This is a genomic window from Kribbella pratensis, assembly GCF_004366075.1.
GTDB lineage: Bacteria > Actinomycetota > Actinomycetes > Propionibacteriales > Kribbellaceae > Kribbella > Kribbella pratensis.
In genome coordinates this window covers 1,070,009-1,094,314 of record NZ_SODU01000001.1, presented here as the reverse complement: position 1 = coordinate 1,094,314, position 24,306 = coordinate 1,070,009, and the positions used below count along the sequence as shown (strand labels likewise).

The following is a 24,306-nucleotide window of genomic DNA, read 5'->3' as shown; positions in this document are numbered from 1 at the left end:
TCGAAGGAGTCGGGCAGGTTACGAGCGCGCTCGTCGGCCGGCAGCAGAATCCGTGATCGGGGTGGTGCGGCCCGGTCTAGGCTCCGAGACATGACTGAGCTTGCGGCGACGTTCCAGCAGGAGGCAGTGGCGGAGGCCTATCAGCATCGGCCTCCGTACCCGGACGAGGTGTTCGATCGGCTCGAGGAGCTGATCGCCGACGAGCCGCGGCGGGTGCTCGACATCGGCGCCGGTGAAGGCGCGATCGCGCGGCCGCTCGCGCCGCGGGTCGAGCACATCGACGCGATCGATTTCTCGGCCCCGATGGTCGCGGCGGGCAAGCAGCGCCCGGGTGGCGACCACCCGAACCTCACCTGGCAGGTCAACCCGATCGAGACCGCCGACCTCGATGGCCCGTACGCACTGGTGACGGCCGGGGCGAGCATCCACTGGATGCCGTGGGAGCAGACGTTCGCGCGAATCGTCCCGCACCTGACGCCGAACGCCCAGCTCGTCGTCATCGAGCACGGCCCGGTCGACGAGCCGTGGACGGCTGAGCTGATCCCGGTGATCGAGCGGCACTCGCGCAAACAGAACTACGACTCGAAGTTCAACGTCGTCGACGCGATCGTCGAACGCGGCCTGCTCGACCTCACCGGTACGGCGCGCACCACGCGGGTCGAATACCGGCAGACGGTCGCCGACTACATCGAGAGGCTGCACTCGACGTCCAGCCTGGCCCGCGACCTGATGCCCGCCGACGAGGCTGCCGCGTTCGACGCCGGTGTCGCGGAAGCGCTCCGTCCGTATGCGAAGGACGGCGTACTCGACCTGACGATCCAGGCCGAGCTCAGCTGGGGCCGGCCGAAGATCGCAGGTTAGCCGCGCGCGACCGCAGGTAGCGCTGCTCGGGAAGACTCTGGGTGAGCCGCGCGGCGAGCTCGTACGCCGATCGCGCGGCAGCCCCTTCACCGGACAGGTCGAGCAGATGCGCCCGTACGGCGGCCAGCCGATGGTGCTCCTTCAACGCCGGATCCACGTCGTCGAGCAACGCCAGCCCGGCGGCGGGGCCGTGCACCATCGCGACCGCGACGATCCGGTTCAGCGTCACCATCGGACCCGGCGCGGTTGCCTCGAGCAGTTCGTACAGCATCAGGATCTCGCGCCAGTCGGTCTCGTCGGCGTCCGCCGCCGAGTCGTGGACCGCGGCGATCGCCGCCTGCAGCTGGTACGGCCCGACCGGCGCCGACCGCAACGTCGACTCGATCAACTCGGTGCCCTCGGCGATCGCCGCCCTGTCCCACAACGACCGGTCCTGCTCCGGCAATGGCACCAGCGCCCCGTCCGCCGTCGTACGGGCAGGCCGACGCGCGTCGGTCAGCAGCATCAACGCGAGCAGCCCGGCCACCTCACCCTCGGCCGGCAACGAAGCATGCAGCTGGCGTGTCAACCGGATCGCCTCCGCACTCAGCTCGACCCGGTGCAGCGACGTACCGGACGAGGCCGTGTAGCCCTCGTTGAAGACGAGATACAGCACATGCAGTACGGCGGCCAGCCGTTCGGGCTGCTCCGCCGCCGGCGGCATCGCGAACCGCGCACCCTGGAGCTTCGCCTTCGCCCGGCTGATCCGCTGCCCGATCGTTGCCTCCGGCACCAGAAAGGCCCGCGCGATCTCACCGGTCGTCAACCCGCCGACGGCGCGCAGTGTGAGCGCCACCTGCGACTGCGGCGTCAGTGCCGGATGACAGCACAGCATCAGCAATGTCAGTGAGTCGTCCTCCGACGACGCAGGCTCCGGGGGAGTCCATGACGCGACGGTCTCCTCCCGCCGCGTCCGGGCCGCCTCGTTCCGCAGTACCTCGATCCGCCGCCGCGAAGCGACCGTGATCAGCCAGCTGCGCGGATTGGCCGGAACACCTTCACCCGGCCACTGCAGCGACGCGGCCAGCAGGGCCTCTTGTACGGCGTCCTCGCACGCGTCGAAGTCGCCGTACCGCCGGACAAGCGCGCCGAGCACCTGGGGCGCCTGCTCGCGGAGCAGCTCCTCGAGCATCAGCTGAACGCGCTGAGGTCACGTACCGGACGCACTTCCACGACGCTGAATGGCGCCTCCGGGATCTGCGCGACGATCTCCACCGCGCGGTCCATCGAGTCGCAGTCCAGCAGGTAGAAGCCGGCCAACTGCTCCTTCACCTCGGCGAACGGGCCGTCCGTCGTCATCGGCTTACCGTCGCGGACCAGGACCTGTTTGGTCAGCTCCGGGGCGTCGAGCGACTCCGACGCGACCAGCTCACCCTGCACGGCGAGCGCCTCGTGCAGAGCGGCGTACCCGGCCATGCCTTCCTTCTTCTGCTCGTCGGTCAGCGAGTCCCAGACCGCGCGGGACTCCGGGTTGCCGTAGATCAGTACCAGGAACCTCATCTGCTCAGGGTAAGCATCACCCTTGGGTATCGATCGGGTCACCGGTTCGTCGCAGGCGTAGCGGCGGGGAAAACGGCGCGTTCTGGTATCAGGGGAAAGCCGGGGCGTGCCCCGGGACGGCCGGGCGTAAACCTGTCGGGGCTCCCCAGTAGAGTTACGACGGGTATCCAGGGTGGAGAGAGGGAGGGGTCGCGTGCCGGACTTGGAAGTGTCCGACCGGGTGTGGACGATCCCGAACGCGCTCAGCTTCCTGAGGTTGCTGGGGGTGCCACTGTTCCTGTGGCTGGTCCTCGGACCCAAGGAAGACGGCTGGGCCCTGCTCGTGCTGGCCGTGTCCGGGTTCACCGACTGGGCCGACGGCCAGATCGCCCGCCGGATGAACCAGACCAGTCGCCTGGGTCAGATGCTCGACCCGGTGGCCGACCGGCTGTACATCTTCGCGACCGTCATCGGCCTGGCCCTGCGCGACATCATCCCCTGGTGGCTGGCGATCGCGCTGCCGCTGCGGGACCTGCTGCTCACCTTCACGCTGCCGGCGCTGCACCGCCGCGGGTTCAACGCGCTGCCGGTGCACTTCCTCGGCAAGTCCGCCACGTTCTGCCTGCTGTACGCGTTCCCGCTGCTCCTGCTCGGCGACGGCGACAGCACTCTCAACCTGCTCGCCCGCGTGTTCGGCTGGGCGTTCGCGATCTGGGGGACCGGTCTGTACTACTGGGCCGGCGCGCTGTACTTCGCCCAGCTGCGGCACCTGATCCAGACGGTCAAACCGATCAAGGGCCCGGCAGGGTGACCCAGCAAGCCCCAGAGCAGCCGACCCAGCCGCCGACCCAGCAGCCACGGCGCGTCGACGCGTCGATGTCGCTGCTGAACAACCTGATGGCGCACCCCATCGACGAGGGGTACGCCGTCGCCGCTCGCACCCGTTCGAACCAGGACGGCAAGCAGGCCCGGTCCCGGCACCGGATCATGCTGGTGGTGGCCGCCGCCGTACTCGGCTTCCTGCTCGCGGTCGCCGCCGCGCAGAACTACCGCAGCGCACCGGAGGCGGAGAAGCAGCGCAAGGAGCTGATCACCCGCATCAACCAGGCCGACAACCGGCTGACCGTGCTGCGCAACAACCAGTCCCGGCTCGCCGACGAGGTACGCCGGTTGCAGGCGAGCGGACTGAGCAACGACAGTACGGGCGCCGCGCTGCAGCAGAAGCTCGACGACCTCGAGCTGCAGACCGGAGCGATCGCGGTGACCGGCCCGGGGATCAAGGCGGTGATCGACGACGCCAAGAATGCCGACGCCAAGGAAGGCCGGCTGCTCGACGTCGACCTGCAGCAGCTGGTCAACGGCCTGTGGACGTCCGGTGCGGAGGCGATCGCGGTGAACGGTCACCGGATCACGTCGCTGACCGCGATCCGCGGTGCGGGCAGTGCCATCACCGTTGACTACAGTTCGCTGACCCCGCCGTACACGGTGCTCGCGATCGGGGACACCGCGACCATGCCGGCCCGGTTCGCGCAGAGCTCGGGCGGGCAGTGGGTGCAGTACCTGGTGAGCAACTTCGATGTCCGGATGACGATCACGACGGAGGACTCCTTGCTGGTGCCGGCCGATGCGACCATCGCGTTGCGCTACGCGAAGGTGGGAACGAGATGATCGCCGTACTCGGGCTGGTGATCGGTGTCGTCGTCGGTCTGCTGGTGGCGCCCGACGTACCGGACTGGGCGCAGCCGTACCTGCCGATCGCTGTGGTGGCCGCGCTGGACGCGGTGTTCGGCGCGCTGCGCGCGTTCCTCGACGGGATCTTCGACGACAAGGTGTTCGTCGTGTCGTTCGTGTCCAACGTGCTGATCGCGGCCCTGATCGTCTACCTGGGCGACCAGCTCGGCGTCGGGTCGCAGCTGTCCACCGGTGTGGTCGTCGTCCTCGGCATCCGCATCTTCACCAACATGGCCGCGATCCGCCGGCACATCTTCCGGGCCTGATCATGAGCGACGAGAAACCTGACAAACCGGACACGCCGGACCAGCCGGACAAGGCCGCGGTCGAGCCGCCGCAGCCGCAGACCCCGACCCCGATGCCGAAGCCGCGGACGCCGAACCTGGCGCTGCGCCGGCTGCGGGCCGGGTTCAAGCCGTCCCGCGGCCAGGCGATCGTCGCGGTCGTGCTCGCCCTGGTGGCCTGTGTCGCGGTCGTGCAGGTCCGGGTGAACCGGGCCGACGACGGCTACCAGAACGCCCGCCGCGAGGACCTGATCGCGATCCTCGACGGGCTCGGGCAGAACACCCGGCGGCTGGAGGGTGAGATCGCCGATCTGGAGGAGCGGAAGAACTCGCTGTCCTCCAGCGCCGACAAGGCACAGACGGCCCGCGAGCAGGCGGAGGCGCAGGTCCGCACCCTCGGCATCCTCGCCGGTACGCTGCCCGCGCAGGGCCCGGGGGTCCGGATCACGCTGAACGACCCGCAGGGCAAGATGACGTCGAGCAACCTGCTGGACGCGATCGAGGAACTGCGGGACGCCGGCGCCGAGGCCATCCAGATCAACGGAGCGGTCCGGGTGGTGGCCAGCACCGACTTCGTGGACGACGCCCCGGGGATCGGGATCGACGGCCAGAAGGTGAACTCGCCGTACGTCATCGAGGCGATCGGGGAGTCCCACAACCTGTCCGAGGCGGCGAACTTCCCGGGCGGTCTGGTCAGTGAGGTGACCGGCCCGCAGGTGGGGGGAACCGCCGAGGTCAACGAGCTCGAGAGCGTCTCGATCACTGCCTTGCACGCGCCGGAGGAGCATCGTTACGCTCGCCCGGCGCCCAGCCCCACGAAGTAGAAACGAGGACAAAGGTGTACCCCGAAGACCTGAAGTACACGGCCGAGCACGAGTGGCTGAAGGCAGGCGAGGAAGGGCCCGTGCGGGTCGGCATCACCGACTTCGCGCAGGACCAGCTCGGTGACATCGTGTTCGTGCAGCTGCCCGACGTCGGCAGCGTCGTGCGGGCCGGCGACGCCTGTGGCGAGCTGGAGTCGACCAAGAGCGTGAGCGACCTGTTCGCCCCGGTGAACGGCACGGTGACCGCTGTCAACGAGGCGCTGGCCGACCAGCCGGACCTGGTGAACAGCGACCCGTACGGCGAGGGCTGGCTGCTCGACATCGACGTCGAGGACACCGCCGAGGTGGCCGCGCTGATGGACGCCGAGGCCTACCAGGCCCAGCTCGACCAAGCCTGAATCAGGGCTGATAAGTTACGGACCTCAACCGCTGGTCGAGGGTTGAGGTCCATGTCCACACTGTTACCACGGGGTCTATCGAAAACGTCGCCGGACCACCGGCGATCGGGAGGATCACAGCATGCCGTTCTGCAACCAGTGCGGGCACGAGAACTCCGAGGGCAGCCGGTTCTGCTCGCAGTGCGGAGCGATGCTGCCTGGCGCGGACCGCCCGGCGGCAGCCCCGGCGGCTCACCAGCCGCAGCAGCCGACGCCGGGCGTCACCGACACGGCGATGCTGACCCCGATCGGCGCCGAGCCGGAGCCGGAACGTACCGGCGAGCCGCTGTCCGCGGACGACGCGGCCGCGGTCGGCGCGCTGCCGGCCGGATCCGCCCTGCTGATCGTCCAGCGCGGACCGAACGCGGGCAGTCGCTTCCTGCTCGACGTCGACGTGGTCACCGCCGGCCGGCACCCGGACAGCGACATCTTCCTCGACGACGTGACGGTGTCGCGCCGGCACGCCGAGTTCCGCCGCGACCCGTACGGCGTGAAGGTCCGCGACGTCGGCAGCCTGAACGGCACGTACGTCAACCGTGACCGGATCGACGAGGTCCAGCTGACCAACGGCGACGAGGTCCAGATCGGCAAGTACCGGCTGGTGTACTACGCCAGTGGCCAAGCCTGATCCCAGCGCCGAAGGCCCTGTGGGAGGCCGCGGCATCGGAGAGGTGCTGCAGCTCCTGCAGGCCGAGTTCGCCGACGTCACGATCTCCAAGATCCGGTTCCTGGAGGCCGAGGGGCTGGTGACGCCTGCCCGTACGGCGTCGGGCTACCGCAAGTTCAGTGCCGCCGACCTCGACCGGTTGCGGTACGTGCTGACGGCGCAACGCGATCAGTACCTGCCGCTGAAAGTGATCAAGGAACACCTCGGTGCGATCGACCGCGGTCTGCAGCCGGCTGCTGCCGGTCCGCCGGTCGCGCCGAGTTCGTTGCCGCAGACACCGGGTCAGCCCGTCCCTGAAGACTTCGGTGCTACCGGCACCGAGCTGCGGCTGACCCGGGACGAGCTGCGGGCCGCTGCCGGCGTACCGTCCGAACTGCTCGACGAGCTGGAGAGTCACGGCCTGGTGGTAGCCAGCGGCAACCACTACGGCGGTGACGCGATCGTGATCGCGCAGGTCGCGGCCGAGCTGGCGGCGTACGGTCTCGAACCTCGGCACCTGCGGGCGTTCCGTACGGCGGCGGACCGCGAGGTCGGCCTGATCGAACAGGTCACCGGGCCCCGCCGTACCGAGCAGACCGGCGAGCTGGCCGCCCTCACCGTCCGTCTCCACACCGCTCTGGTCCGCTCCCGCCTCCCGCGTTCGTGAGGCTGTCCACAGCGAACCCCCGTGGGCCTACCCGGGCCTTCGGCTCGGAGTAGGCTGAACGTGTGCGCGAAGTCGACGTGGTCGGAGTCCGGGTAGAGATGCCCTCGAGTCAGCCGATCGTGCTGCTGAAAGAGGTCGGAGGTGAGCGGTACCTGCCGATCTGGATCGGTGCGGCCGAGGCGAGTGCGATCGCCTTCGCCCAGCAGGGCATGGAGCCGCCCCGGCCGCTGACGCACGACCTGTTCGCGGAGACCATCCGGGTCCTCGGGCACACCCTCAGCCAGGTCCGGATCGTGAACCTGACCGACGGCATCTTCGAGGCGATCCTGGTGTTCGACGACAAGACCGAGATCTCGGCCCGCCCGTCGGACTCGATCGCGATCGCGCTGCGGACCGGGACGCCGGTGTTCTGCGCCGACGAGATCCTCGCCGAGGCCGGGATCCCGGTCCCGGAGAGTGAGACGAACGGCGCCGACGAGGTGGAGGAGGAAGAGGAGGTCGAGCGGTTCCGGGAGTTTCTCGACCAGGTGACTCCGGAGGACTTCGACAAGAGCTGACAGCAACAGGACCGAGGTAACGATTCGTACGGCGGTCGCGACACGCTCCCGGCTCGATGCGGTTGTCGTTGACCCGGTCAGGGCGGCGGCTTACCGTGAAGAAGTCGTGGGGTGGTGTCACTCCACGGAGATGGCTCGTTCCAGTCGGTATCCAGGGAGGCTCAGGCGTGACACGCACCGGGGACACGGATCTGACGGCGCAGTCGACGTCCGACGCGCACGCAGAGGCTGTGGCAGCCGCTACTGCCACCGCCGGCGTTCAGGGTCTGCTGTTCGACGACGACCTGCGGCCGATGCCGGAGGACGTCGGGTTCCGCGGTCCGACGGCCTGCGCCGCGGCCGGGATCACCTACCGGCAGCTCGACTACTGGGCCCGCACCGGCCTGGTCTCCCCGTCCGTCCGCCCGGCGACCGGCTCGGGGACGCAACGGTTGTACGGTTTCCGTGACGTTCTGTTGCTGAAGGTCATCAAGCGGCTGCTCGACGCCGGGATCTCGCTGCAGCAGATCCGGACCGCGATCGCGCACCTCAGCAAGCGCGGGTTCGACGACCTGACCCAGATCACGCTGATGAGTGACGGCGCGTCGGTCTACATGTGCACGTCGCCCGACGAGGTCATCGACCTGCTGGCCGGCGGCCAGGGCGTGTTCGGGATCGCACTCGGTGGTGTCTGGCGCGAGGTCGAGGGTTCGCTCTCCGAGCTGCCGACCGAGCGGGCCGACGGTCACGACGAGGGTGACGGCGACTCCCACGCGAACGACGAGCTCGCCGCTCGCCGCCGCGCCCGGATGACCGGCTGACCCTGTCAGAACTGTTCCGGGGTTCCTGGTAGCCTCGAGGCAGCCGTTCACAGCACTCGGGAGAGTCCCGTGTCATCGGGCGCCGAAGGGGCAATTCCTCCCCGGAACCTCTCAGGCCCATGGACCGAGTGTCGCAGGCGACTCTGGAGCGCAGCGCGCGTGACAGAGGGGGAGGCCACCGGCAGCGTCTGTCAGCATCGGAGCCTCTAGTGAACGACACCCCTCAGCTCTCGGCGACCTTCGCCGACCGGCACATCGGGCCGCGCCCGGACGAGATCGCCCGGATGGTCGAACTCCTCGGGTACGACGACGTGGACGCGCTCGTGGACGCCGCGGTCCCGGCCTCGATCCGCTCGGCCGAGGCGCTGCGGCTGCCCGAACCGGCCTCCGAGGTCGACGCGCTGACCGAGCTCCGTCAGCTCGCGGCCCGCAACACCGTCGCCACGTCGATGATCGGCCAGGGGTACTACGGCACCTTCACCCCCTCCGTGATCGTCCGCCGTCTGGTCGAGAACCCGGCCTGGTACACGGCGTACACGCCGTACCAGCCGGAGATCTCCCAGGGCCGGCTCGAGGCGCTGCTGAACTTCCAGACCGTCGTCTCCGACCTGACCGGGCTGCCGACCGCGAACGCGTCGCTGCTCGACGAGGGCACCGCGGCCGCCGAGGCGATGACGCTCGCGCACCGGTCGAACAAGAAGAGCAAGTCCGACCGTTTCCTGGTCGACGCCGACACCTTCGCGCAGACGATCGCCGTCGTGCAGACCCGCGCCGAGGCGCTCGGCATCGAGGTCGTCGTCGCCGACACCACCGACGGCCTGCCCGAGGGCGACTTCTTCGGCCTTCTCGTGCAGTACCCGGGGTCCAACGGTGTCGTCCGCGACCTCAAGCCGCTGATCGAGGCGGCACACGGGCGCGACACGTTGGTTGCCGTGGCCTCCGATCTGCTCGCCCTGACGGTGCTCGAGGCACCGGGGGAGGCGGGCGCCGACATCGTCATCGGTTCCTCGCAGCGTTTCGGCGTACCGCTGTTCTACGGTGGCCCGCACGCCGGCTTCATGTCGGTCCGGTCCGGCCTGGAGCGGTCGTTGCCAGGCCGCCTCGTCGGGGTATCGGTCGACACCGACGGTGCCCCGGCGTACCGGCTGGCGCTGCAGACCCGTGAGCAGCACATCCGTCGCGAGAAGGCGACGTCGAACATCTGTACGGCGCAGGTCCTGCTCGCGGTCGTCGCGTCCATGTACGCCGTCTACCACGGTCCCGACGGACTGCGGGCGATCGCCGAGCGCGTGCACTCGTACGCCGGGAAGCTCGCCGCCTCGCTGCGCGCCGGTGGGGTCGAGGTGGTCCACGGCGACTTCTTCGACACCGTCCTCGCCCGGGTCCCGGGTCGCGCCGCCGACGTGGTGGACGCCGCCCGGCAGAACGGGATCTGGCTGCGGCTCGTCGACGCGGACCACGTCGGCATCTCCTGCGACGAGAAGACCGACGTCGCGACGCTGACCCGCGTCTGCCAGTCCTTCGGCGTGCAGTACGACGACACGCTCGAGGCTGCTGCCCTGAGCGTGCCGCGGACCACGGAGTACCTGACACACCCGGTGTTCAACACACATCGGTCCGAGACGGCGATGCTGCGGTACCTGCGCAAGCTGTCCGACAAGGACTACGCGCTCGACCGCGGCATGATCCCGCTCGGGTCCTGCACCATGAAGCTGAACGCGACCACCGAGATGGAGCCGGTCACCTGGCCGGAGTTCGCCGACCTGCACCCGCTCGCGCCGATCGAGGACGCGGCCGGCTACGTGAAGCTCATCGGTCAGCTGGAGCGCTGGCTGGCCGAGGTCACCGGGTACGCGAAGGTCTCGATCCAGCCGAACGCGGGCTCACAGGGTGAACTGGCCGGCCTGCTGGCGATCCGCGGATACCACCGCACCAACGGCTCCGAGGATCGCAACGTCTGCCTGATCCCGGCGTCCGCGCACGGCACCAACGCCGCCTCCGCGGTGATGGCCGGCATGAAGGTCGTTGTTGTCAAGGGCAACGACGACGGCACGATCGACCTCGACGACCTGCGCGCGAAGGCCTCCGAGTACGCGGCCAAGCTCGCGGCGATCATGATCACGTACCCGTCCACGCACGGCGTGTACGAGGAGAGCGTCCGCGAGGTCTGCCGGATCGTCCACGACCACGGCGGCCAGGTGTACGTCGACGGCGCGAACCTGAACGCCCTGCTCGGGCTCGCGAAGCCGGGCGAGTTCGGCGGCGACGTCAGCCACCTGAACCTGCACAAGACGTTCTGCATCCCGCACGGCGGCGGTGGCCCCGGTGTCGGCCCGGTCGCGGTCGCGGCGCACCTCGCGCCGTACCTGCCGAACCACCCGCTGCTCGACCAGGCCGGTCCGGACTCCGGTGTCGGCCCGATCAGCGCGGCGCCGTTCGGTTCGGCCGGTGTGCTGGCGATCTCCTGGGCGTACATCCGGATGATGGGCGCCGAGGGCCTGACGGCGGCGACGAAGGCCGCCGTACTGACCGCGAACTACGTGGCGAAGCGGCTCGAAGGTGCGTTCCCGGTGCTCTACACCGGCGAGAACGGCCTGGTCGCGCACGAGTGCATCCTGGACCTGCGGCCGATGACCAAGGAGACCGGGATCAGCGTCGACGACGTCGCGAAGCGGCTGATCGACTACGGCTTCCACGCGCCGACGATGTCGTTCCCGGTCGCGGGCACGCTGATGGTCGAGCCGACCGAGTCCGAGGACCTCGGTGAGCTGGACCGCTTCTGCGACGCGATGATCGCGATCCGGCACGAGATCGACCGGGTCGCCGCGGGCGAATGGCCGGCCGCCGACAACCCGCTGGTGAACGCGCCGCACACCGCGGAGTCGGTGATCAACGACAAGTGGGAGCACGCCTACACCCGCGAAGAGGCCGCCTTCCCCCGCTCGGTCGACCGCGCCTCGAAGTACTGGCCGCCGGTCCGCCGCATCGACGGCGCGTACGGCGACCGCAACCTCATCTGCTCCTGCCCTGCACCGGAGGCGTTCGAGTAAAACGGGCATACTGGTCTGCCCACGACCTGCCTGGAGACTCCAGTTGACTCAGCTGACCGACGTACGTCCGGACACCGCCGCTGCTCTGTTCGCCGAGATCGCGACAGCGCAGGGGGAGTCGAAGTTGCCGTCGGTGAACGCCGGCGTGCTGCGGGACGGGGAGCTGGTGTGGACCGGGGCGCGGGGCCGGTTCGCGACGGCTGACGGGGCCTTGCCGGGGGCGGATGTGCAGTACCGGATCGGGTCGATCACGAAGACGATGACGGCGGTCCTGATCATGCAGTGCCGCGACGACGGGCTGCTGTCGCTGAACGATGCTGTCGGCAAGCATCTGCCGGGGATCGCGTTCGGGGACCTGACGATCCGGCACCTGCTCGCGCACAGCGGCGGGATGAACGCGGAGCCCGAGGGCCCTTGGTGGGAACGGAATCCGGGCGTCACGTTCGACGAGCTGACCGCCGCGATGAACGACTCGCAGGCGGCCGGCCCGGCGGATCGCCGGCACCACTACTCGAACCTCGGGTACGGTTTGCTCGGCGAGATCGTGGCGCGCCTGCGCGGGGTGTCCTGGCTGGAGCTGACGCAGGAGCGCATCCTCGATCCGCTCGAGATGCGGCGTACGTCGTACTTCCCGTCGGTCCCGGCCGCCGACGGATTCTCGGTGCACCCGTTCAGCGGGCAGCTGGACCCGGAGCCGGCGTACGACTCGGGTGCGATGGCACCGGCGGGGCAGTTGTGGAGCACGATCGAGGACCTGGCGCGGTACGCGACGTTCTGGATCGACCCGGTGCACGAGGTGCTGAGCCGGGAGTCGGTCGAGGAGATGGCGGCGCCGGTCGCGTCGGATCCGCGCGAGGGGCTGAATGCGTCGTACGGGCTCGGCCTGCGGCTGATCGCGGACGATCCACATCTGCTGATCGGTCACACCGGTTCGATGCCGGGTTTCCTCGCGGGGCTGTTCGTCGACCGGGTCCGCCGGGTCGGTGCGGTGACGCTCGGCAACGCGACGTACGGACGGGTGGCCTCGCTGGCTCCCGACCTGGTCCGCATCCTGACCCGGTACGAGCCGCCGATCACGCAGGAGTGGGTGCCGGAGCCGCCGCTGGCCCAGGGCGCCGAACTGCTCGGCCACTGGTACTGGGGCAACACGCCGCTGACGATCTCCGTCTGCGCGGGAATCCTGCAACTCTCCGGCGGTCTGACGACCCGCCTGTCACCCCTCGCTCCCGACCTCTACCAGGGCCGAGACGGCTACCTGGCCGGCGAAAAACTCCACGTGATCCGCAACGGCGAAGCCATCACCCACCTGACCGTCGCGACGTTTGTCCTCACGAGAACCCCCTACGGTCGTTAGGCTGTACCGAAGTTGCCTAGACCGCATGGAGTAGATCAGGGGTAGATCGCCCGGCTTCGGACCGGGAGGGCGCAGGTTCGAGTCCTGCCTCCATGTCGAAGCGTTGTTCCATCCAGAGAGCGGGGGGTTCCGGATGTACGCGACGGGCCGGCTTCAGCACGCGCTCGAACGGGCGCTGGTTGCGGACGATCCAGCGGTACGTCGGCGCGCCGCGGTCCGCGTCGATGCCTGGCGCACCGTTCTCGAGGGCATGGCGTCCGGACGGCTGACGATCGGGTCGCGGACGCCCGTCGCCGACACACCTGTGTGGGTCACGCTGGAAGTGGTGACCGGAGGGTTCGCGACCGGACGGTACGTGGCGGAGTCGCCGCCGAGTGCCGACGAGCTGGCCCGGCTGCCGGTGAATGCGCCGGGGGAGACGGACCGGGAGCGGGTCAATCTCTGGTACCTCGGTGACGAAGGGCTTGCGGAGCTGGGGCAGGCGCTGCGCACCGGGCGTTGCCGCGTCGACGTACCGGAGGAATCGGCGCTGCTGGTGGTCGCCTGGTTGCTCGAGCACGGGCACTTCGCCGCCGCGCTCGACCTGGTGGCCGAGCTGCGTCCGTTGATGCACCGGCTCCGTTTCACCCCGACGTTCGGTCCGTCGTCGGCTCCGGCCGGGGCGGTGGTACGGCGGCAGTCGGTGGACGAGGTCCGTGCTCAGTTGCGGCAGGCAACGGTGCCGCCACGGATTGCCGCGATGCGGGAGACCCTCCAGGTCTGGAACCCGCTCCACGACCGGCTGGTGGCGCTGTGGTGCGACACCGTCGATGGTGACCTCCCGGAGCTGGTGTCGGGCACGGTGAGCGGTGGCTGGCCGTGCCGCGTCTGGCCGGACGACTGGGTGGAACGGCGGCGCCAGTGGCTGGACGACTACGCGACCGCGGCCGAGTTGCATCACGCGCGGCACCCGAAGAGCAACTTCGCACGGCTGCAGTCGGCCCTGGAGCGCTGTCGCGTCGACAGCTCGGCCCTGACCGGTCGCGAGGTCGGGTGGATCCGCCGCGCGCTGGCCAACACGATCAGCGCCCACGGAGCGCCCGGATCGGAGGCCCGCGCGGCCTTGCGTACGGCGCAGAACGAGGCGGCGGCGCGTCCGACGTACGCGACTTTGGCCCACGTGCTGAGTACGCGGCTGGACCGCTACCCGCGCGACGGCGGACTGCCCGCGCTCGATCCGATCGCGGGGGACGTCGACGGCGCCGAGCTACCCGCGGCCGCCGGCGTGGCGATGCCACCGCACCTGCTGGCGAAGGCGGCGCGGGCGCTCGAGGCGCCGATCGGCGAGCTGGTGGATCGCGGCGTCATCGGCTCGGGGGAGGTGCTGGCCGAGGTCCTGCCGCAGGTCACGTCACAGTTGCTGGCGGCAAATATCGCGGATCCGGTGCTGGCCTCGGTCTATGCGCAGACCTACGCGGCCTTCCGTCGTCGGCGCAGTCTGCTGCTGCTGAACCTCGAACACCAGGTGCGGTTCGACGAGCTGCCGTGGATCTCCGTCGTCGCGCCGTACCGCGACCGCTCTCAGAAGGCGAAGCGAGCAGCCGCGCAGACGTTGCGGGAGACCACGGCCGTCGCGCTCGGCGCGTTCCCGCAGACGATCCTGCCGAACCCGCTCGTCCGCGAGTTCCGCACGCTGGTCAAGCAGGCCGATCTCGGACTGCCGCTCGTCGAGGAGGTCGCTGCCGACATCTTCATGGGCACGTTCACGGCGAAGTGGCGGGAGGCGGCGTCGGTCGCGAGCCGGGTGCTGTCCGGGACGTTGTACGGGCGCTACTACGACCTGCCCGCTGCGTGGCCGGCCGCCGAGCAGCGTTCGCTGATCCGCTGGCGCAAGCTGACGTCCGACGACTTCGCGGAGATGTGCCACCGTCGTGCTCAGGAGGCGCACACCTCGCAGACTCCCGGGTACGTCGCCCAGAACGGGACGGTGCTGGAGCAGAGCCAGATCCTGACGTCGCACAACCTCGCCGTACTGATCGAGGCGCTCGACCTGACCGACTGGCTCCGCGAGGTCGGCCCCGAGCTCGCGGACCGCGCGTTCAGCTGGGCGATCCAGCGTCAGACCCAGCCGGTCTCGACCTGGATCAGCGGACTGCAGGGCCTGAAGAACACGGCGTACGCGTGGCGTCAGGGAATCTTCTTCCTCAGCTACAGCGACCAGACGGACGTCCTGACCAAGCTCGAGAAACAGGCTCGCGTCCTGGGCCCACCCTTCGAACCAGCCGTCACCGGGCTCCTCGACGTGGCCGCAGGCGCCCGCTTCGACCCCCAAGGCCGCACCCCCAACGGCGGCCGCCGCCTCCTCGGCTGGACCACCGGCCCCCACTGGTGCTCAGCTACGGCGGGCTGACAGCTCTTCGGCCTCCACGGTGAAGCCTGCTTCCCGCAGCCGATCGGCGGCCCGCGAGAGAGTTTCCGCGGTCAGGGCGTCGGTGTGCTCGCGGGCGACGGCGACCGCCTCGGCTGCCAACTCAGGTACGAGCGTCGTCTGCGTGGCTCGTGCGAGGTCGTCCAGCAGGTCGTCGTACTGTCGCGAATCGAGTGTCGCCAGCGTCCGCCGTACGTCGAGACCGGTACGGAAGACTGCCAGCGACTCCGTGGACTCGCCGACGACACCCAGGCCGTGCCCGATCAGGTTGCACGCGTCCGCATAGCCGGCGCGGTGCTCCTCGCTTTCCGAGACCAGCTGCCGCCAGAGCTCGAGGGACTCGCGCCAACTCGCGATGCCGTCCTCGGTGCGGTGGAGATTGGCCGAGCGGCTGCCGAGCACACGGAGCGCCTCGGCGAGCTCGGGCCTGCGGTCCGGGACCCTGTCGGCCAGCGTGCGCTCGTACTCGACCCACTCCTGCGTCGACTGCAGGGCCTCCAGCGGACGCTCGAGGCGTCGCAGGGTCGTAGCCAAGCCCTCTGTCGTGTCAGCCGCGTTCTCGAGCAGGTCCGGATCTGTCGGCACCAGACGCCGGTAGAGCGTCGCGGCCTCCTCGGCGACAGGAAGCGCCGCCTCCCACCGATCGGTACGCCGCAGCTGGGTGGCGAGGTTCTGCAGGTGCAGAGCGAGTAGTACCTGCTGCGTTGCCACCAGGGATCGCTGGACGACGACCGCTTCCTCGGTGAGCGTGGTCAGCTCACCCTCCCGATTCAGCCCTGCGAGCGTGCCGGTCAGGTGGTGCAGCGCTTTGGACAAGTTCTCGCGGCGGCTCGAGTCAGTGGTCACAACCTCTCGCCACGTCTCGACGGCCTCGCGGGCGACCGGCTCGGCCTCCTCGTGCCTGCCCAGTTCCCGGAGCAGCGCTCGCTGCCAGTCAAGTGTTCCGGCCAGTAACACCAGACCCTCGTCGGGATGCCTGGCAGCGAACTTACGGTAGTGATGCGCCGCCTTGCGCGCGCTGTCCAGTGCCTCCACACCCTTGAGGTGACGGCCGATCAGAACGTGTCCACCGGCCACGGACCGGCGTGGCCGGAACTTGCCAGGCCACATGCCTGCAATCAGCAACACGAGGCTGAGCGTGACCAGCAGGTGGCCGAACCACCAACCCAGGATCCAGCCGGCCAGACCGCCGACGACGCCGAGATCGCCGACCGCCATCATGCCGATGCGGACGTAAGTGTCACGCCGGCCCTTTACGGCAGCTGTCATGTCCGTCCCCCTTCGACCCTTGTTCGTGAGATGCCGGAGGGGGTGTGGTGGTTGCGTGGGTCGTGAGGATTGCCACTTCGGACGTGGTCGAGTTGACACGGTGGGTGAGGCGGACAAAGGTTAGGTCTGCCTTAGTAAGGGTTGCCTTACTCGACAACTTCCCGGGAGATCTGGATGTCGCAGCCCGCGCGTCTGTCCGCCGTGACAGCCCCGCCCGCACCTGTTCGCGATCCGTTCGCCGCCCGCTGGCCGCTGGCCTCGACGGTCTCGGACCGTGAGCGCGGACCGTTGCCGCACGGTTCGCCGGGAGCGGTACTGCGGCGCGCTGCCGAGGTGCTGGGTGAGCCGCGGGTGCCGTCGACCGGAGTGGGGGAGTCCGCCGCGCTCGACCTGATCGCGGGGCTGCTCGACGAGCACGGGATCGACCTGAGCCATCCGCACGCCGCGGCGCACCTGCAGCCGCCGGTGCTGCAGGTCGCGGTCGACGCAGACGCGCTGGCCTCGGCGTCGAATGCCTCGATGGACACCTACGACTCCGGTCCCGCGACGCTCGCGATCGAGCAGTGGGTCGTGCGGGCGCTGGCAGCGCTCGCCGGATTCGGCCCGCTGGCGGACGGCGTACTGACGCCCGGCGGCTCGATCTCGAACTTGCTCGCGATCCTCATCGCCCGCGACAGCGCGGCCGCCGCCGCGGGTGTCGACGTACGGCGGAACGGTCTGCAGGGCGTCGACCGGCCGGTCGTGTTCTGCTCCGAACTCGCCCACTTCTCGGTCCAGCGAGCCTGCGCCGCCCTCGGGCTCGGCGAGCAGGCCGCGATCACGATCGCCTCCGACGAGAACTTCCGGATGCGGACCGACCTGCTCGCCGACGAGCTCGCGAAGCCCGGCCGTACGCCGGTGGCCGTGATCGCGACCGCGGGTACGACGGACTTCGGATCGGTGGATCCGATCGCGCCGATCGCCGCGCTGGCCCGGCAGTACGGCGTCTGGCTGCACGTCGACGCGGCGTACGGGTTCGGGGCGCTGTTCTCGGACCGGCTGGCGCCGCTGCTCGCCGACGTGCCGCTGGCGGACTCGGTGACGCTCGACCTGCACAAGATCGGCTGGCAGCCGGCCGCGACCAGCGTGCTGCTGGTGGCGGACCGGAGCCGGTTCGCGGCGTTCGACCGCTCGGTGGACTACCTGAACCCGGCCGACGACATCGACTCCGGGCTGGACGGGCTGCTCGGCCGCAGTCTGCAGACCACCCGCCGGCCGGACGCGGTCAAGGTCGCCACCACGCTGACGGCATACGGACGGGCCGGACTGGGAACGATGGTCGACACCTGCCACGAGCTCGCGCACGCCGCCGCGGCCCGGGTCGTTGCCGACAGCAACCTCGAGTTGCTGGCGCCGGTGACCCTGACCACGGTGCTGTTCCGGGTCGCCGGGCAGGGCCTGGACGCGTCCGGACTGGACGCGCTCCAGGGCGAGGTCCGGCGCCGGTTGCTGACGTCGGGGCGGGTGCTGATCGGCCGGACCAAGCTGCCGGCCCGCGGCGGCCGCCCGGCGGCGGTCGCGTTGAAGCTGACGCTGCTGAACCCGAACGCCACCGCGACGGACATCGAGGACCTGCTCGACCAGGTCGTGGCCACCGGCCTCGACGTCCAGACCGGCGAAGGAGCGGCGTGACTCTTGCGGCTGATGCTCATCTGAACGCGATCCTGCGGTGTTACACCCGGGAGTCGTCCGTACCGGTCGCGGTCGGTGCGCTGAGCTTGGAGGTCGGCGGTTCGACGGTGACGGCGCGGGTGGCGCACGCGTCGCGGACCGGGTTGCACCAGTTCACCGACGTACAGGTGGACGGCGTACCCGCCGTACCCGAGGAACTCGTGCGGTTGCTGTCCGTCGGCGCGGATCCGGCTGAGATCGACGACCTGGCGGCGCGGACGGCGGAATCAGTGCGCAACGTCGCGCTCTTCGTCGAGCTCGCAGACGGCCGGCGGGGGCCGGGACGCTTCCTGGAGCTCGAGCAGGCATTGCTGTTCGGGCATCTGAACCACCCGGCGCCGAAGAGCCGGGACGGACTGAGCGGTGACGAGCTTGCGGCGTACTCGCCGGAGCTCGGCGGCCGTTTCGCAGTGCACTGGTTCGAAGCCGACGCCGAACTGGTGTCGTCGGACCAGGTGGCCGGCGCGCCCTCGCTGCAGGGACTGGACGCTGTGCAGTTGATGGGCGCGCTGGCCGGCATCACTCCGTCGTCGGACCGGGTGCTGATCCCGGCTCATCCGTGGCAGGCGGCGGCGGTGGCCGAGCGTCCGCGGGTCGCGTCGCTGATCTCTGCCGGTCGTGTGAAGGCACTGGGACCTGGCGGCGCCCAGTGGTACCCGACGTCCAGCCTGCGGACCGTGTTCCATCCGGATCTGCCGGTGATGCTGAAGCTGTCGCTCGGACTGCGGATCACGAACTCGCGGCGGGAGTCGACACCGACGGAACTGCGGCGCGGGCTGGAGATCAATCGACTGCTCGACGCGGCGTACAACGCGGGTACGGCGACCGCGCACCCGCGCTTCACCATCGTTCGCGACCCGGCTTGGGTCGCGCTCGACGAGGGTGGACCGACGTTGACCGGTCTCGACGTTGCTGTGCGGGAGGTCCCGGCGGACGTCAACAGCTACGCCTGCCTGGCGGGGCTCGTCGCTCCGCGTCCGGGCGGTGTGAGTCGGTTGAGTGTCTTCGCGGCGGAGGATCCGGTCGCGTGGGTTTCGGCGTACATCGACAACGTGCTGATCCCGATGCTGCACCTGTACGCCGAGACGGGCATCGGTCTCGAGGCGCACCAGCAGAACACGCTGGTGCGGCTGGACGGGGCAGGGCGGATCAAGGGCGGCGCTTATCGCGACAACCAGGGCTACTACCTCGCGTCGTCGTACCTGCCTAGTCTGCTGGCGGTCACCGGCCTGCGTGACTCGACGCTGGCGGTGGTGGACGACCCGATCGTCGACGACCGGCTGACCTACTACCTGCTGCACAACCAGGCGCTGGCCGTGGTGGGGTGTCTGGCGGCGGACGGGGTCGCCGACGAGGACGAGCTGCTCGGTGTGGTGCGGGAGCGGCTGACACTCGCTCTGCCACTGCTGAAGGCTGCTGGACCTTCTGGCGATCGGCTGGCGCGGCGGTGGCTCGAGGCGGAGATGCTGCCGTGCAAGGCGAACATGCTGACCCGGCTGCGGGGCATAGACGAGGTAGTCGCGCCACTGGACGCACAGTCCGTCTACCTCGACATCCCTAACCCGCTGCGGTGACGTCGTTCGAGCTGCGGCCGGCGGGCCCGTCAGACGCCCCACGCATCGCACTGTGGATGTCGCAGCCACACGTCCGGCGCTGGTGGCAGCAGAGCTGGTCTGTGGAGCGCTGGGCGCAGGAGATCGAGCAACAAGCTGCGGGGGAGCACTCCACGCCCTACTTGGTCGCGGCGGAGGCGGAGGAGTTCGCGTACGTCGAGTTGTACCGGGTCCGGCACGACCGCCTTGCGGGGTACTACGCGTACGGCGAAGAGGACCGGGGCGTGCACGTGGCGATCGGTGAGGTCGCGCGCGTCGGCCAGGGCCTCGGGCGGCAGCTGCTGCGCTGGCTCGCTGATGAGGTGCTGCGCGCAGAGCCGTCCTGTGCGCAGGTGGTCGCCGAACCGGACATCGAGAACACCCCCTCCGTCCGCGCGTTCGCCGCGGCCGGATTCGTCCAGCACGGGGAGCTACAGCTGCCCGAGAAGACAGCACTACTGATGGTCCGTACCCGGGCCGTGCAGGGAGGCATGACGTGTACGACGTGATTGCGATCGGCTGCGGGCCGTTCAACCTCGGACTGGCCGCACTGGCGGACGGTGTGGACGACGTACAGCTGGCTGTGCTCGACAGCCGGCCGGAGTTCACCTGGCACCGCGGGCTGATGTTCGAGGATGCAATGCTGCAGGTGTCGTTCCTGGCGGATCTGGTGTCGTTGGTCGAGCCGGCGCATCACCTGTCGTTTCTGTCGTATTTGAAGGACAACGACCGGCTGTACCAGTTCTACGTGCGGGAGAAGTTCCATCCGACGCGCAGGGAGTACGAAACGTACCTGCGGTGGTGTGCCGCCCAGCTGGACTCACTGCACTTCGGTCACCACGTGCAGGACGTGGTGTGGAACGGCTCGTCGTTCGAGCTGACTGTGGAGCGTGGTGACAGCGTTGAGCAGGTCGAGGCTCGGCATCTGGTGGTCGGCGTCGGCACCGAGCCGTTCGTACCTGCTGCGCTGGCAGGGCTGCCTGCTGAGCGATTCACGCACTCCGCGGACTACCTCTTCCGCAAGGAGGATCTACTGCGCACAGGTCGGGTGACCGTGGTTGGCTCCGGACAGTCGGGTGCTGAGTGCGCTCTGGACCTGCTGCGATCCAACGGTCCTGCTGTGTCTTGGTTGACCCGTACGCCGTCGTTCGCTCCGCTGGACTACTCCAAGCTGGTGCTGGAGATGACGACCCCGTCGTACGTCGACTACTTCCACGGACTGGATGAGCCGGTACGCGACAAGCTGGTGAAGGAGCAGTGGCGGCACTACAAGGGCATCTCGTCGGAGACGCTGGACGACATCCACGACGTCCTGTACTCGCGGGACCTGCCGGTTGAACTGCAGTGTGGTGTGGCTGTCGTCTCCGCGGTGGCGCGCGCTGACGGGCTGGAACTCACCATGCTGCACGCGGACAGCGGGAAGACCTTCCAGCACCTGACAGGCGCCGTCGTCGCCGCGACCGGGTACCGGAACCGCCCACTGCCGTTCCTGGAGTCGCTGCAATCACAGATCGAGCACGATGCTGCCGGTCGATGGGTGATCAACCGCGACCACAGCGCGCGGGGCGCTCTGGAGGGGCGCATCTTCGTCGCGAACGCGGACCTGCACAGCCATGGCGTCGCTGCACCGGACCTCGGCATCGGAGCGATCCGCAACGCAACGATCCTGAACAGCGTGGCCGGCCGAGAGGTGTTCCGGCTGCCCAAGTCCACCGCGTACACGACGTTTGCGATCCCCGGATGAGTGTCTGGACCGAGTGCTCGGCGGAGCTGCTGGCGAAGCTCATCTCGCAGTTCTGCACGGAGGGTTTGCTGGAGCCCGCCGGCAACCGGCTGGACCTCGGGGCAGTGTCCTACGTGTTCGAGGCGACGCGCGGTGGCTTCGGCAGTTGGCGGGTCGATCCGGCGTCGATCCGACGTACCACGGCCGGCATCCTCGGCAACGACGAGAGCGAGGTCGCCACCGACCCGATCCGGTTCTTCGTCGACGCTGCCGACGTACTGGGGGTCGACGGGTCCACTGTGGCTGGGTACGTCGCGGAGCTGACGAGCACGCTCGCGGCCGACGTACGGATGGCCTCTACGGCAGTGCCCGCTTCTGAGTTGCTAGAGCTGCACCACAGTCGGCTGGAAGGGCACCTGACCGGGCACCCGCTCCTGGTCGCCAACAAGGGCCGCCTGGGCTTCTCGGCCTCCGACAGCGAGCTGTACGCCCCAGAGGCGCGTACTCCGCTGCACCTGGTCTGGCTCGCCGTACGACGTGGTCTCGCCGAGTTCCGCGGTACGCCGGAGCTCTCGGAGCACTCGGTCATCGCCAGAGAGCTGGACCCTCCCACCGTCGAGGCGTTCCGCGCACGGCTGGACGACCCCGACGCGTACGTGTGGCTCCCGTGCCACCCGTGGCAACTGGACCACGTCGTCCGCACCCAATGGGCCCGTGAGCTCGCCACCGGGGAGATCGTGGTGCTGGGGGAGAGCCCCGACGAGTACCTCCCGACCCAGTCGATCCGCACGATGGTCAACATCTCGAATCCTTCGCGCTACCAGGTCAAGCTTCCCCTGAAGATCCTGAACACCTCGGTCTACCGCGGTATCCCGTCGCATTGCACCCTCGCGGCCCCGATGATCACCCAATGGCTGCGCGGCCTCTGGTCCCGCGACCAGACCTTCCGCGACCTAGGCACCGAGTTGTTGGGCGAGGTTGCCTCGGTCACCGTCCCGCACCCCGAACTCTCGACCCACACCGGCATCCCCTACCAATGGACCGAGACCCTGGGCGTCATCTGGCGAGACCCCATCGACCCCCGCCTGCGAGACGGCGAGACCGTGTGGCCGCTGGCCGCCGTACTCCATCCCGGCTTCGCATCAGCCGCGATCGCCCGCGCCGGCGTCGACGCCGAAACCTGGCTCGGCCACTTCCTCTCCACCCTGCTACGGCCACTGCTCCACCTACTCCACCACTACGGCATCACGGTCAACCCGCACGGTGAAAACCTCGCCGTCATCTGCTCACCCACCGGCCTCCCCACTCGCCTCGTCATCAAGGACCTCGTCGACGACATCAACCTCTCCATCGACCCCATAGTTGCCCGCGGCCCCGAACCCGACTCCCACGCGCGAGTCCTCCCACGCAAACCGTGGCCAATCCTCCGCCAGTACGTCGTAGACGCCCTCCTCCTGGGTGTCCTCAACCCTCTCGCCGCCCACCGACTCATCCCGGAGGAAACCTTCTGGGGTGTAGTTCGGGGCGAGGTACACCGCTACACCGAAAACCACCCCGAATACACCGACCGACTGGCAGCCACCGCGCTGACCGGCCCAACGTTCCTGCGTTACCCCTTGAACGGATACCGCCTGACACTCGGTTACACCGACCTGGACACACGTCCACCGATACCAGTAACCGGCACCATTCCCAATCCCTTGCACACCGTCGAACCGGTATATTTAGAAATGATCTTGCCAACGGAATGAGGCTGCGCGGACAATCGCCAATGACTCGTAGCCGCCGCGCAGGGGGCGGGGCGGGCGAGTCGAGTGGGGAAGGATGACCATGCCTCAGTCCGCCTTGGCAGCAAGCCGTCCGGCGTGCGAAGCCATTTCCGGCGATCTGGTTCCGGATCAGCTCGGCGGCAATTCTCTGACAATTCGTGAATTGCCGCGCGTATTCATGTCCGAGAAATTCTCCAACAATTCCCGCAGCGGTCCCACGGTCACAGAATCCGTGGACCGCCTGCTGCGGCTGGCCCGTCTCTTCGGCGTCGACCGGCGCGAACTCGCCGTACGGACCCGCCTGCATCTGCCCTGCTACGCGGACGGCGCCGGTGCCGTCAGCTACTGGGAGGCGGCGTCCGTTGTCATCAGCAACGCCTTGCGATTGCGCAAGGATCAGTGGGCAGTGCGAGACCTGGTTCCGCGGCGCGAGTACGCCCTGTCGGAACTCGAGTTCCGGCAGATCGGAGACGACGCCGGCCGGGTCTTCGACAGCCTGCACTACCTACGCAACGCCCGGCGCGGCTCGCTCAACTTCGCGCTGGTCGACAAGGACACCGGTGCTCCGCTGACTTTGTGCAGTGCGTCCCCGCTGGAGTGGAAGCGTGTGGCCGACCAGGTGGTGCAGCAGTTCGGTGTGCCGCAGGCGGCGGTCTGGGACGTGTCGCGGGTGTACTCGTTCGACGGCGCACCTCCCAACGCGGTGTCCTACTTGCTGGCACGGGTGCGGAAGTTCCTCCAGAAGAGGGGCGACGTCGAGCTGCTGACCACCGTCGTCGACCCGAATCTTGGTTTCACGGGTTCCAGCTACCTGGCGTCCAACTGGCAGCTGTGGATGACCGTCCGGGCCCGGCCATACCTGTACTACAGGGGTAGGTACATGAGCCTGCGCCAGATGTGGGCCGCCTTTCCATCGGTCCGGAGCATCGACGAGCTCTGTGCGCTGGACCGGAAGGCGCGGAGGAGTCAGGTCGAGCTCCGTGACTCGTTGATCTTCTGCTGCCGCATTCGCGGTGCGACCGAACGCGTGCTGCCGGAGCATCAGCACCGCATACTCCGTTGAGCTCTGCTGGAGCGGCGGGCAGATCTGCGGCCGTGGATCTGGTG

22 protein-coding genes, 1 tRNA gene and 1 riboswitch are annotated in these 24,306 nt (G+C 69.0%); of the genes, 20 read left to right on the top strand and 3 right to left on the bottom strand.

The window, feature by feature from the left end; translation table 11 throughout:
- Nucleotides 1-90 precede the first annotated feature (90 nt).
- A complete protein-coding gene (locus EV137_RS05285) occupies nucleotides 91-861 on the top strand; it encodes a class I SAM-dependent methyltransferase (protein ID WP_134126888.1) in 771 nt (256 codons plus the stop codon).
- Here the strand turns inward: EV137_RS05285 and EV137_RS05280 are convergent.
- Both EV137_RS05280 and EV137_RS05275 read right to left on the bottom strand, forming a co-directional pair.
- On the bottom strand, nucleotides 830-2,032 hold the full coding sequence (locus EV137_RS05280; protein WP_134126886.1) for an RNA polymerase sigma factor: 1,203 nt from the start codon (nucleotides 2,030-2,032) through the stop codon (nucleotides 830-832). The two genes, EV137_RS05285 and EV137_RS05280, sit on opposite strands and share 32 nt — an antisense overlap.
- Complete coding sequence (locus EV137_RS05275) at nucleotides 2,032-2,400, bottom strand: YciI family protein (RefSeq protein WP_134126884.1); 369 nt, start codon at nucleotides 2,398-2,400, stop codon at nucleotides 2,032-2,034. Before EV137_RS05275 ends, EV137_RS05280 begins: the two co-directional genes overlap by 1 nt.
- Nucleotides 2,401-2,593: 193 nt before the next feature.
- Here EV137_RS05275 and clsA point away from each other — a divergent pair, with 193 nt between their 5' ends.
- From clsA to EV137_RS05210, 13 genes are all read left to right on the top strand, one after another.
- Nucleotides 2,594-3,190 carry a cardiolipin synthase ClsA gene (clsA, locus tag EV137_RS05270; protein ID WP_134009255.1) on the top strand — a complete coding sequence of 199 codons (597 nt, stop codon included), beginning with the start codon at nucleotides 2,594-2,596 and terminating at the stop codon, nucleotides 3,188-3,190.
- On the top strand, nucleotides 3,187-4,047 hold the full coding sequence (locus EV137_RS05265) for a DUF881 domain-containing protein (RefSeq protein ID WP_238175097.1): 861 nt from the start codon (nucleotides 3,187-3,189) through the stop codon (nucleotides 4,045-4,047). Before clsA ends, EV137_RS05265 begins: the two co-directional genes overlap by 4 nt.
- Nucleotides 4,044-4,376, top strand: a complete 333-nt coding sequence (locus EV137_RS05260; RefSeq protein WP_130379362.1) for a small basic family protein — start codon at nucleotides 4,044-4,046, stop codon at nucleotides 4,374-4,376. Before EV137_RS05265 ends, EV137_RS05260 begins: the two co-directional genes overlap by 4 nt.
- 2 nt (nucleotides 4,377-4,378) lie before the next feature.
- Nucleotides 4,379-5,218 (top strand): DUF881 domain-containing protein, encoded by an 840-nt coding sequence (locus EV137_RS05255; RefSeq protein ID WP_134009257.1) that lies wholly within the window; start codon nucleotides 4,379-4,381, stop codon nucleotides 5,216-5,218.
- Nucleotides 5,219-5,232: 14 nt separating this feature from the next.
- Nucleotides 5,233-5,616 carry a glycine cleavage system protein GcvH gene (gcvH, locus tag EV137_RS05250; RefSeq protein WP_134009259.1) on the top strand — a complete coding sequence of 128 codons (384 nt, stop codon included), beginning with the start codon at nucleotides 5,233-5,235 and terminating at the stop codon, nucleotides 5,614-5,616.
- Between the two features lie 121 nt (nucleotides 5,617-5,737).
- Nucleotides 5,738-6,283: a zinc-ribbon and FHA domain-containing protein gene (locus EV137_RS05245; RefSeq protein WP_133791200.1), complete on the top strand. Its 546-nt coding sequence runs from the start codon at nucleotides 5,738-5,740 to the stop codon at nucleotides 6,281-6,283.
- Entirely contained in the window at nucleotides 6,270-6,968 is a 699-nt protein-coding gene (ftsR, locus tag EV137_RS05240; protein ID WP_134009261.1) for a transcriptional regulator FtsR, read from the top strand. Before EV137_RS05245 ends, ftsR begins: the two co-directional genes overlap by 14 nt.
- Before the next feature lie 62 nt (nucleotides 6,969-7,030).
- Entirely contained in the window at nucleotides 7,031-7,525 is a 495-nt protein-coding gene (locus EV137_RS05235; RefSeq protein ID WP_133791196.1) for a bifunctional nuclease family protein, read from the top strand.
- Between the two features lie 230 nt (nucleotides 7,526-7,755).
- Nucleotides 7,756-8,325, top strand: a complete 570-nt coding sequence (locus EV137_RS05230; protein WP_305000154.1) for a MerR family transcriptional regulator — start codon at nucleotides 7,756-7,758, stop codon at nucleotides 8,323-8,325.
- A gap of 47 nt (nucleotides 8,326-8,372) precedes the next feature.
- Nucleotides 8,373-8,462: riboswitch (glycine riboswitch) on the top strand.
- Between the two features lie 72 nt (nucleotides 8,463-8,534).
- Complete coding sequence (gcvP, locus tag EV137_RS05225) at nucleotides 8,535-11,375, top strand: aminomethyl-transferring glycine dehydrogenase (RefSeq protein WP_134126883.1); 2,841 nt, start codon at nucleotides 8,535-8,537, stop codon at nucleotides 11,373-11,375.
- 43 nt (nucleotides 11,376-11,418) lie between these two features.
- Nucleotides 11,419-12,729, top strand: a complete 1,311-nt coding sequence (locus tag EV137_RS05220; protein ID WP_238175096.1) for a serine hydrolase domain-containing protein — start codon at nucleotides 11,419-11,421, stop codon at nucleotides 12,727-12,729.
- 24 nt (nucleotides 12,730-12,753) lie between these two features.
- Nucleotides 12,754-12,825 (top strand) — tRNA-Arg (locus EV137_RS05215).
- Between the two features lie 37 nt (nucleotides 12,826-12,862).
- Nucleotides 12,863-15,118 carry a hypothetical protein gene (locus EV137_RS05210; RefSeq protein ID WP_134126881.1) on the top strand — a complete coding sequence of 752 codons (2,256 nt, stop codon included), beginning with the start codon at nucleotides 12,863-12,865 and terminating at the stop codon, nucleotides 15,116-15,118.
- On the opposite strand, the gene EV137_RS05205 is transcribed toward EV137_RS05210, so the two are convergent.
- Nucleotides 15,101-16,405, bottom strand: coding sequence for a tetratricopeptide repeat protein (locus tag EV137_RS05205; protein ID WP_134126879.1), 1,305 nt, complete (start codon nucleotides 16,403-16,405; stop codon nucleotides 15,101-15,103). The two genes, EV137_RS05210 and EV137_RS05205, sit on opposite strands and share 18 nt — an antisense overlap.
- Before the next feature lie 174 nt (nucleotides 16,406-16,579).
- On the opposite strand from EV137_RS05205, the gene EV137_RS05200 reads away from it, so the two are divergent.
- The 6 genes from EV137_RS05200 (at nucleotide 16,580) to EV137_RS05175 (ending at nucleotide 24,262) form a co-directional block, all read left to right on the top strand.
- Nucleotides 16,580-18,076 carry a pyridoxal phosphate-dependent decarboxylase family protein gene (locus EV137_RS05200; RefSeq protein ID WP_134126877.1) on the top strand — a complete coding sequence of 499 codons (1,497 nt, stop codon included), beginning with the start codon at nucleotides 16,580-16,582 and terminating at the stop codon, nucleotides 18,074-18,076.
- Nucleotides 18,073-19,689 (top strand): IucA/IucC family protein, encoded by a 1,617-nt coding sequence (locus EV137_RS05195; RefSeq protein WP_134126875.1) that lies wholly within the window; start codon nucleotides 18,073-18,075, stop codon nucleotides 19,687-19,689. The genes EV137_RS05200 and EV137_RS05195 overlap by 4 nt, the downstream gene beginning before the upstream one ends.
- Complete coding sequence (locus EV137_RS05190; RefSeq protein WP_134009277.1) at nucleotides 19,686-20,216, top strand: GNAT family N-acetyltransferase; 531 nt, start codon at nucleotides 19,686-19,688, stop codon at nucleotides 20,214-20,216. Before EV137_RS05195 ends, EV137_RS05190 begins: the two co-directional genes overlap by 4 nt.
- The gene (locus tag EV137_RS05185) at nucleotides 20,204-21,451 is read left to right on the top strand and encodes a lysine N(6)-hydroxylase/L-ornithine N(5)-oxygenase family protein (protein ID WP_134126873.1); all 1,248 of its coding nucleotides are present in this window, start codon (nucleotides 20,204-20,206) and stop codon (nucleotides 21,449-21,451) included. Before EV137_RS05190 ends, EV137_RS05185 begins: the two co-directional genes overlap by 13 nt.
- Nucleotides 21,448-23,181: an IucA/IucC family protein gene (locus EV137_RS05180; RefSeq protein WP_134126871.1), complete on the top strand. Its 1,734-nt coding sequence runs from the start codon at nucleotides 21,448-21,450 to the stop codon at nucleotides 23,179-23,181. Before EV137_RS05185 ends, EV137_RS05180 begins: the two co-directional genes overlap by 4 nt.
- Nucleotides 23,182-23,431: 250 nt before the next feature.
- Nucleotides 23,432-24,262 (top strand): Mom family adenine methylcarbamoylation protein, encoded by an 831-nt coding sequence (locus tag EV137_RS05175; protein ID WP_134126869.1) that lies wholly within the window; start codon nucleotides 23,432-23,434, stop codon nucleotides 24,260-24,262.
- The last annotated feature ends 44 nt before the right edge of the window (nucleotides 24,263-24,306 follow it).

Bases quoted from the DNA above. Each gene is read 5' to 3' on its own strand.
- EV137_RS05245 (WP_133791200.1), top strand. From the start codon at position 5,738: ATGCCGTTCTGCAACCAGTGCGGGCACGAGAACTCCGAGGGCAGCCGG.
- EV137_RS05180 (WP_134126871.1), top strand. From the start codon at position 21,448: ATGAGTGTCTGGACCGAGTGCTCGGCGGAGCTGCTGGCGAAGCTCATC.
- EV137_RS05285 (WP_134126888.1), top strand. From the start codon at position 91: ATGACTGAGCTTGCGGCGACGTTCCAGCAGGAGGCAGTGGCGGAGGCC.
- EV137_RS05200 (WP_134126877.1), top strand. From the start codon at position 16,580: ATGTCGCAGCCCGCGCGTCTGTCCGCCGTGACAGCCCCGCCCGCACCT.
- EV137_RS05280 (WP_134126886.1), bottom strand. From the start codon at position 2,032: ATGCTCGAGGAGCTGCTCCGCGAGCAGGCGCCCCAGGTGCTCGGCGCG.
- EV137_RS05275 (WP_134126884.1), bottom strand. From the start codon at position 2,400: ATGAGGTTCCTGGTACTGATCTACGGCAACCCGGAGTCCCGCGCGGTC.
- EV137_RS05255 (WP_134009257.1), top strand. From the start codon at position 4,379: ATGAGCGACGAGAAACCTGACAAACCGGACACGCCGGACCAGCCGGAC.
- EV137_RS05260 (WP_130379362.1), top strand. From the start codon at position 4,044: ATGATCGCCGTACTCGGGCTGGTGATCGGTGTCGTCGTCGGTCTGCTG.
- EV137_RS05210 (WP_134126881.1), top strand. From the start codon at position 12,863: ATGTACGCGACGGGCCGGCTTCAGCACGCGCTCGAACGGGCGCTGGTT.
- EV137_RS05205 (WP_134126879.1), bottom strand. From the start codon at position 16,405: ATGACAGCTGCCGTAAAGGGCCGGCGTGACACTTACGTCCGCATCGGC.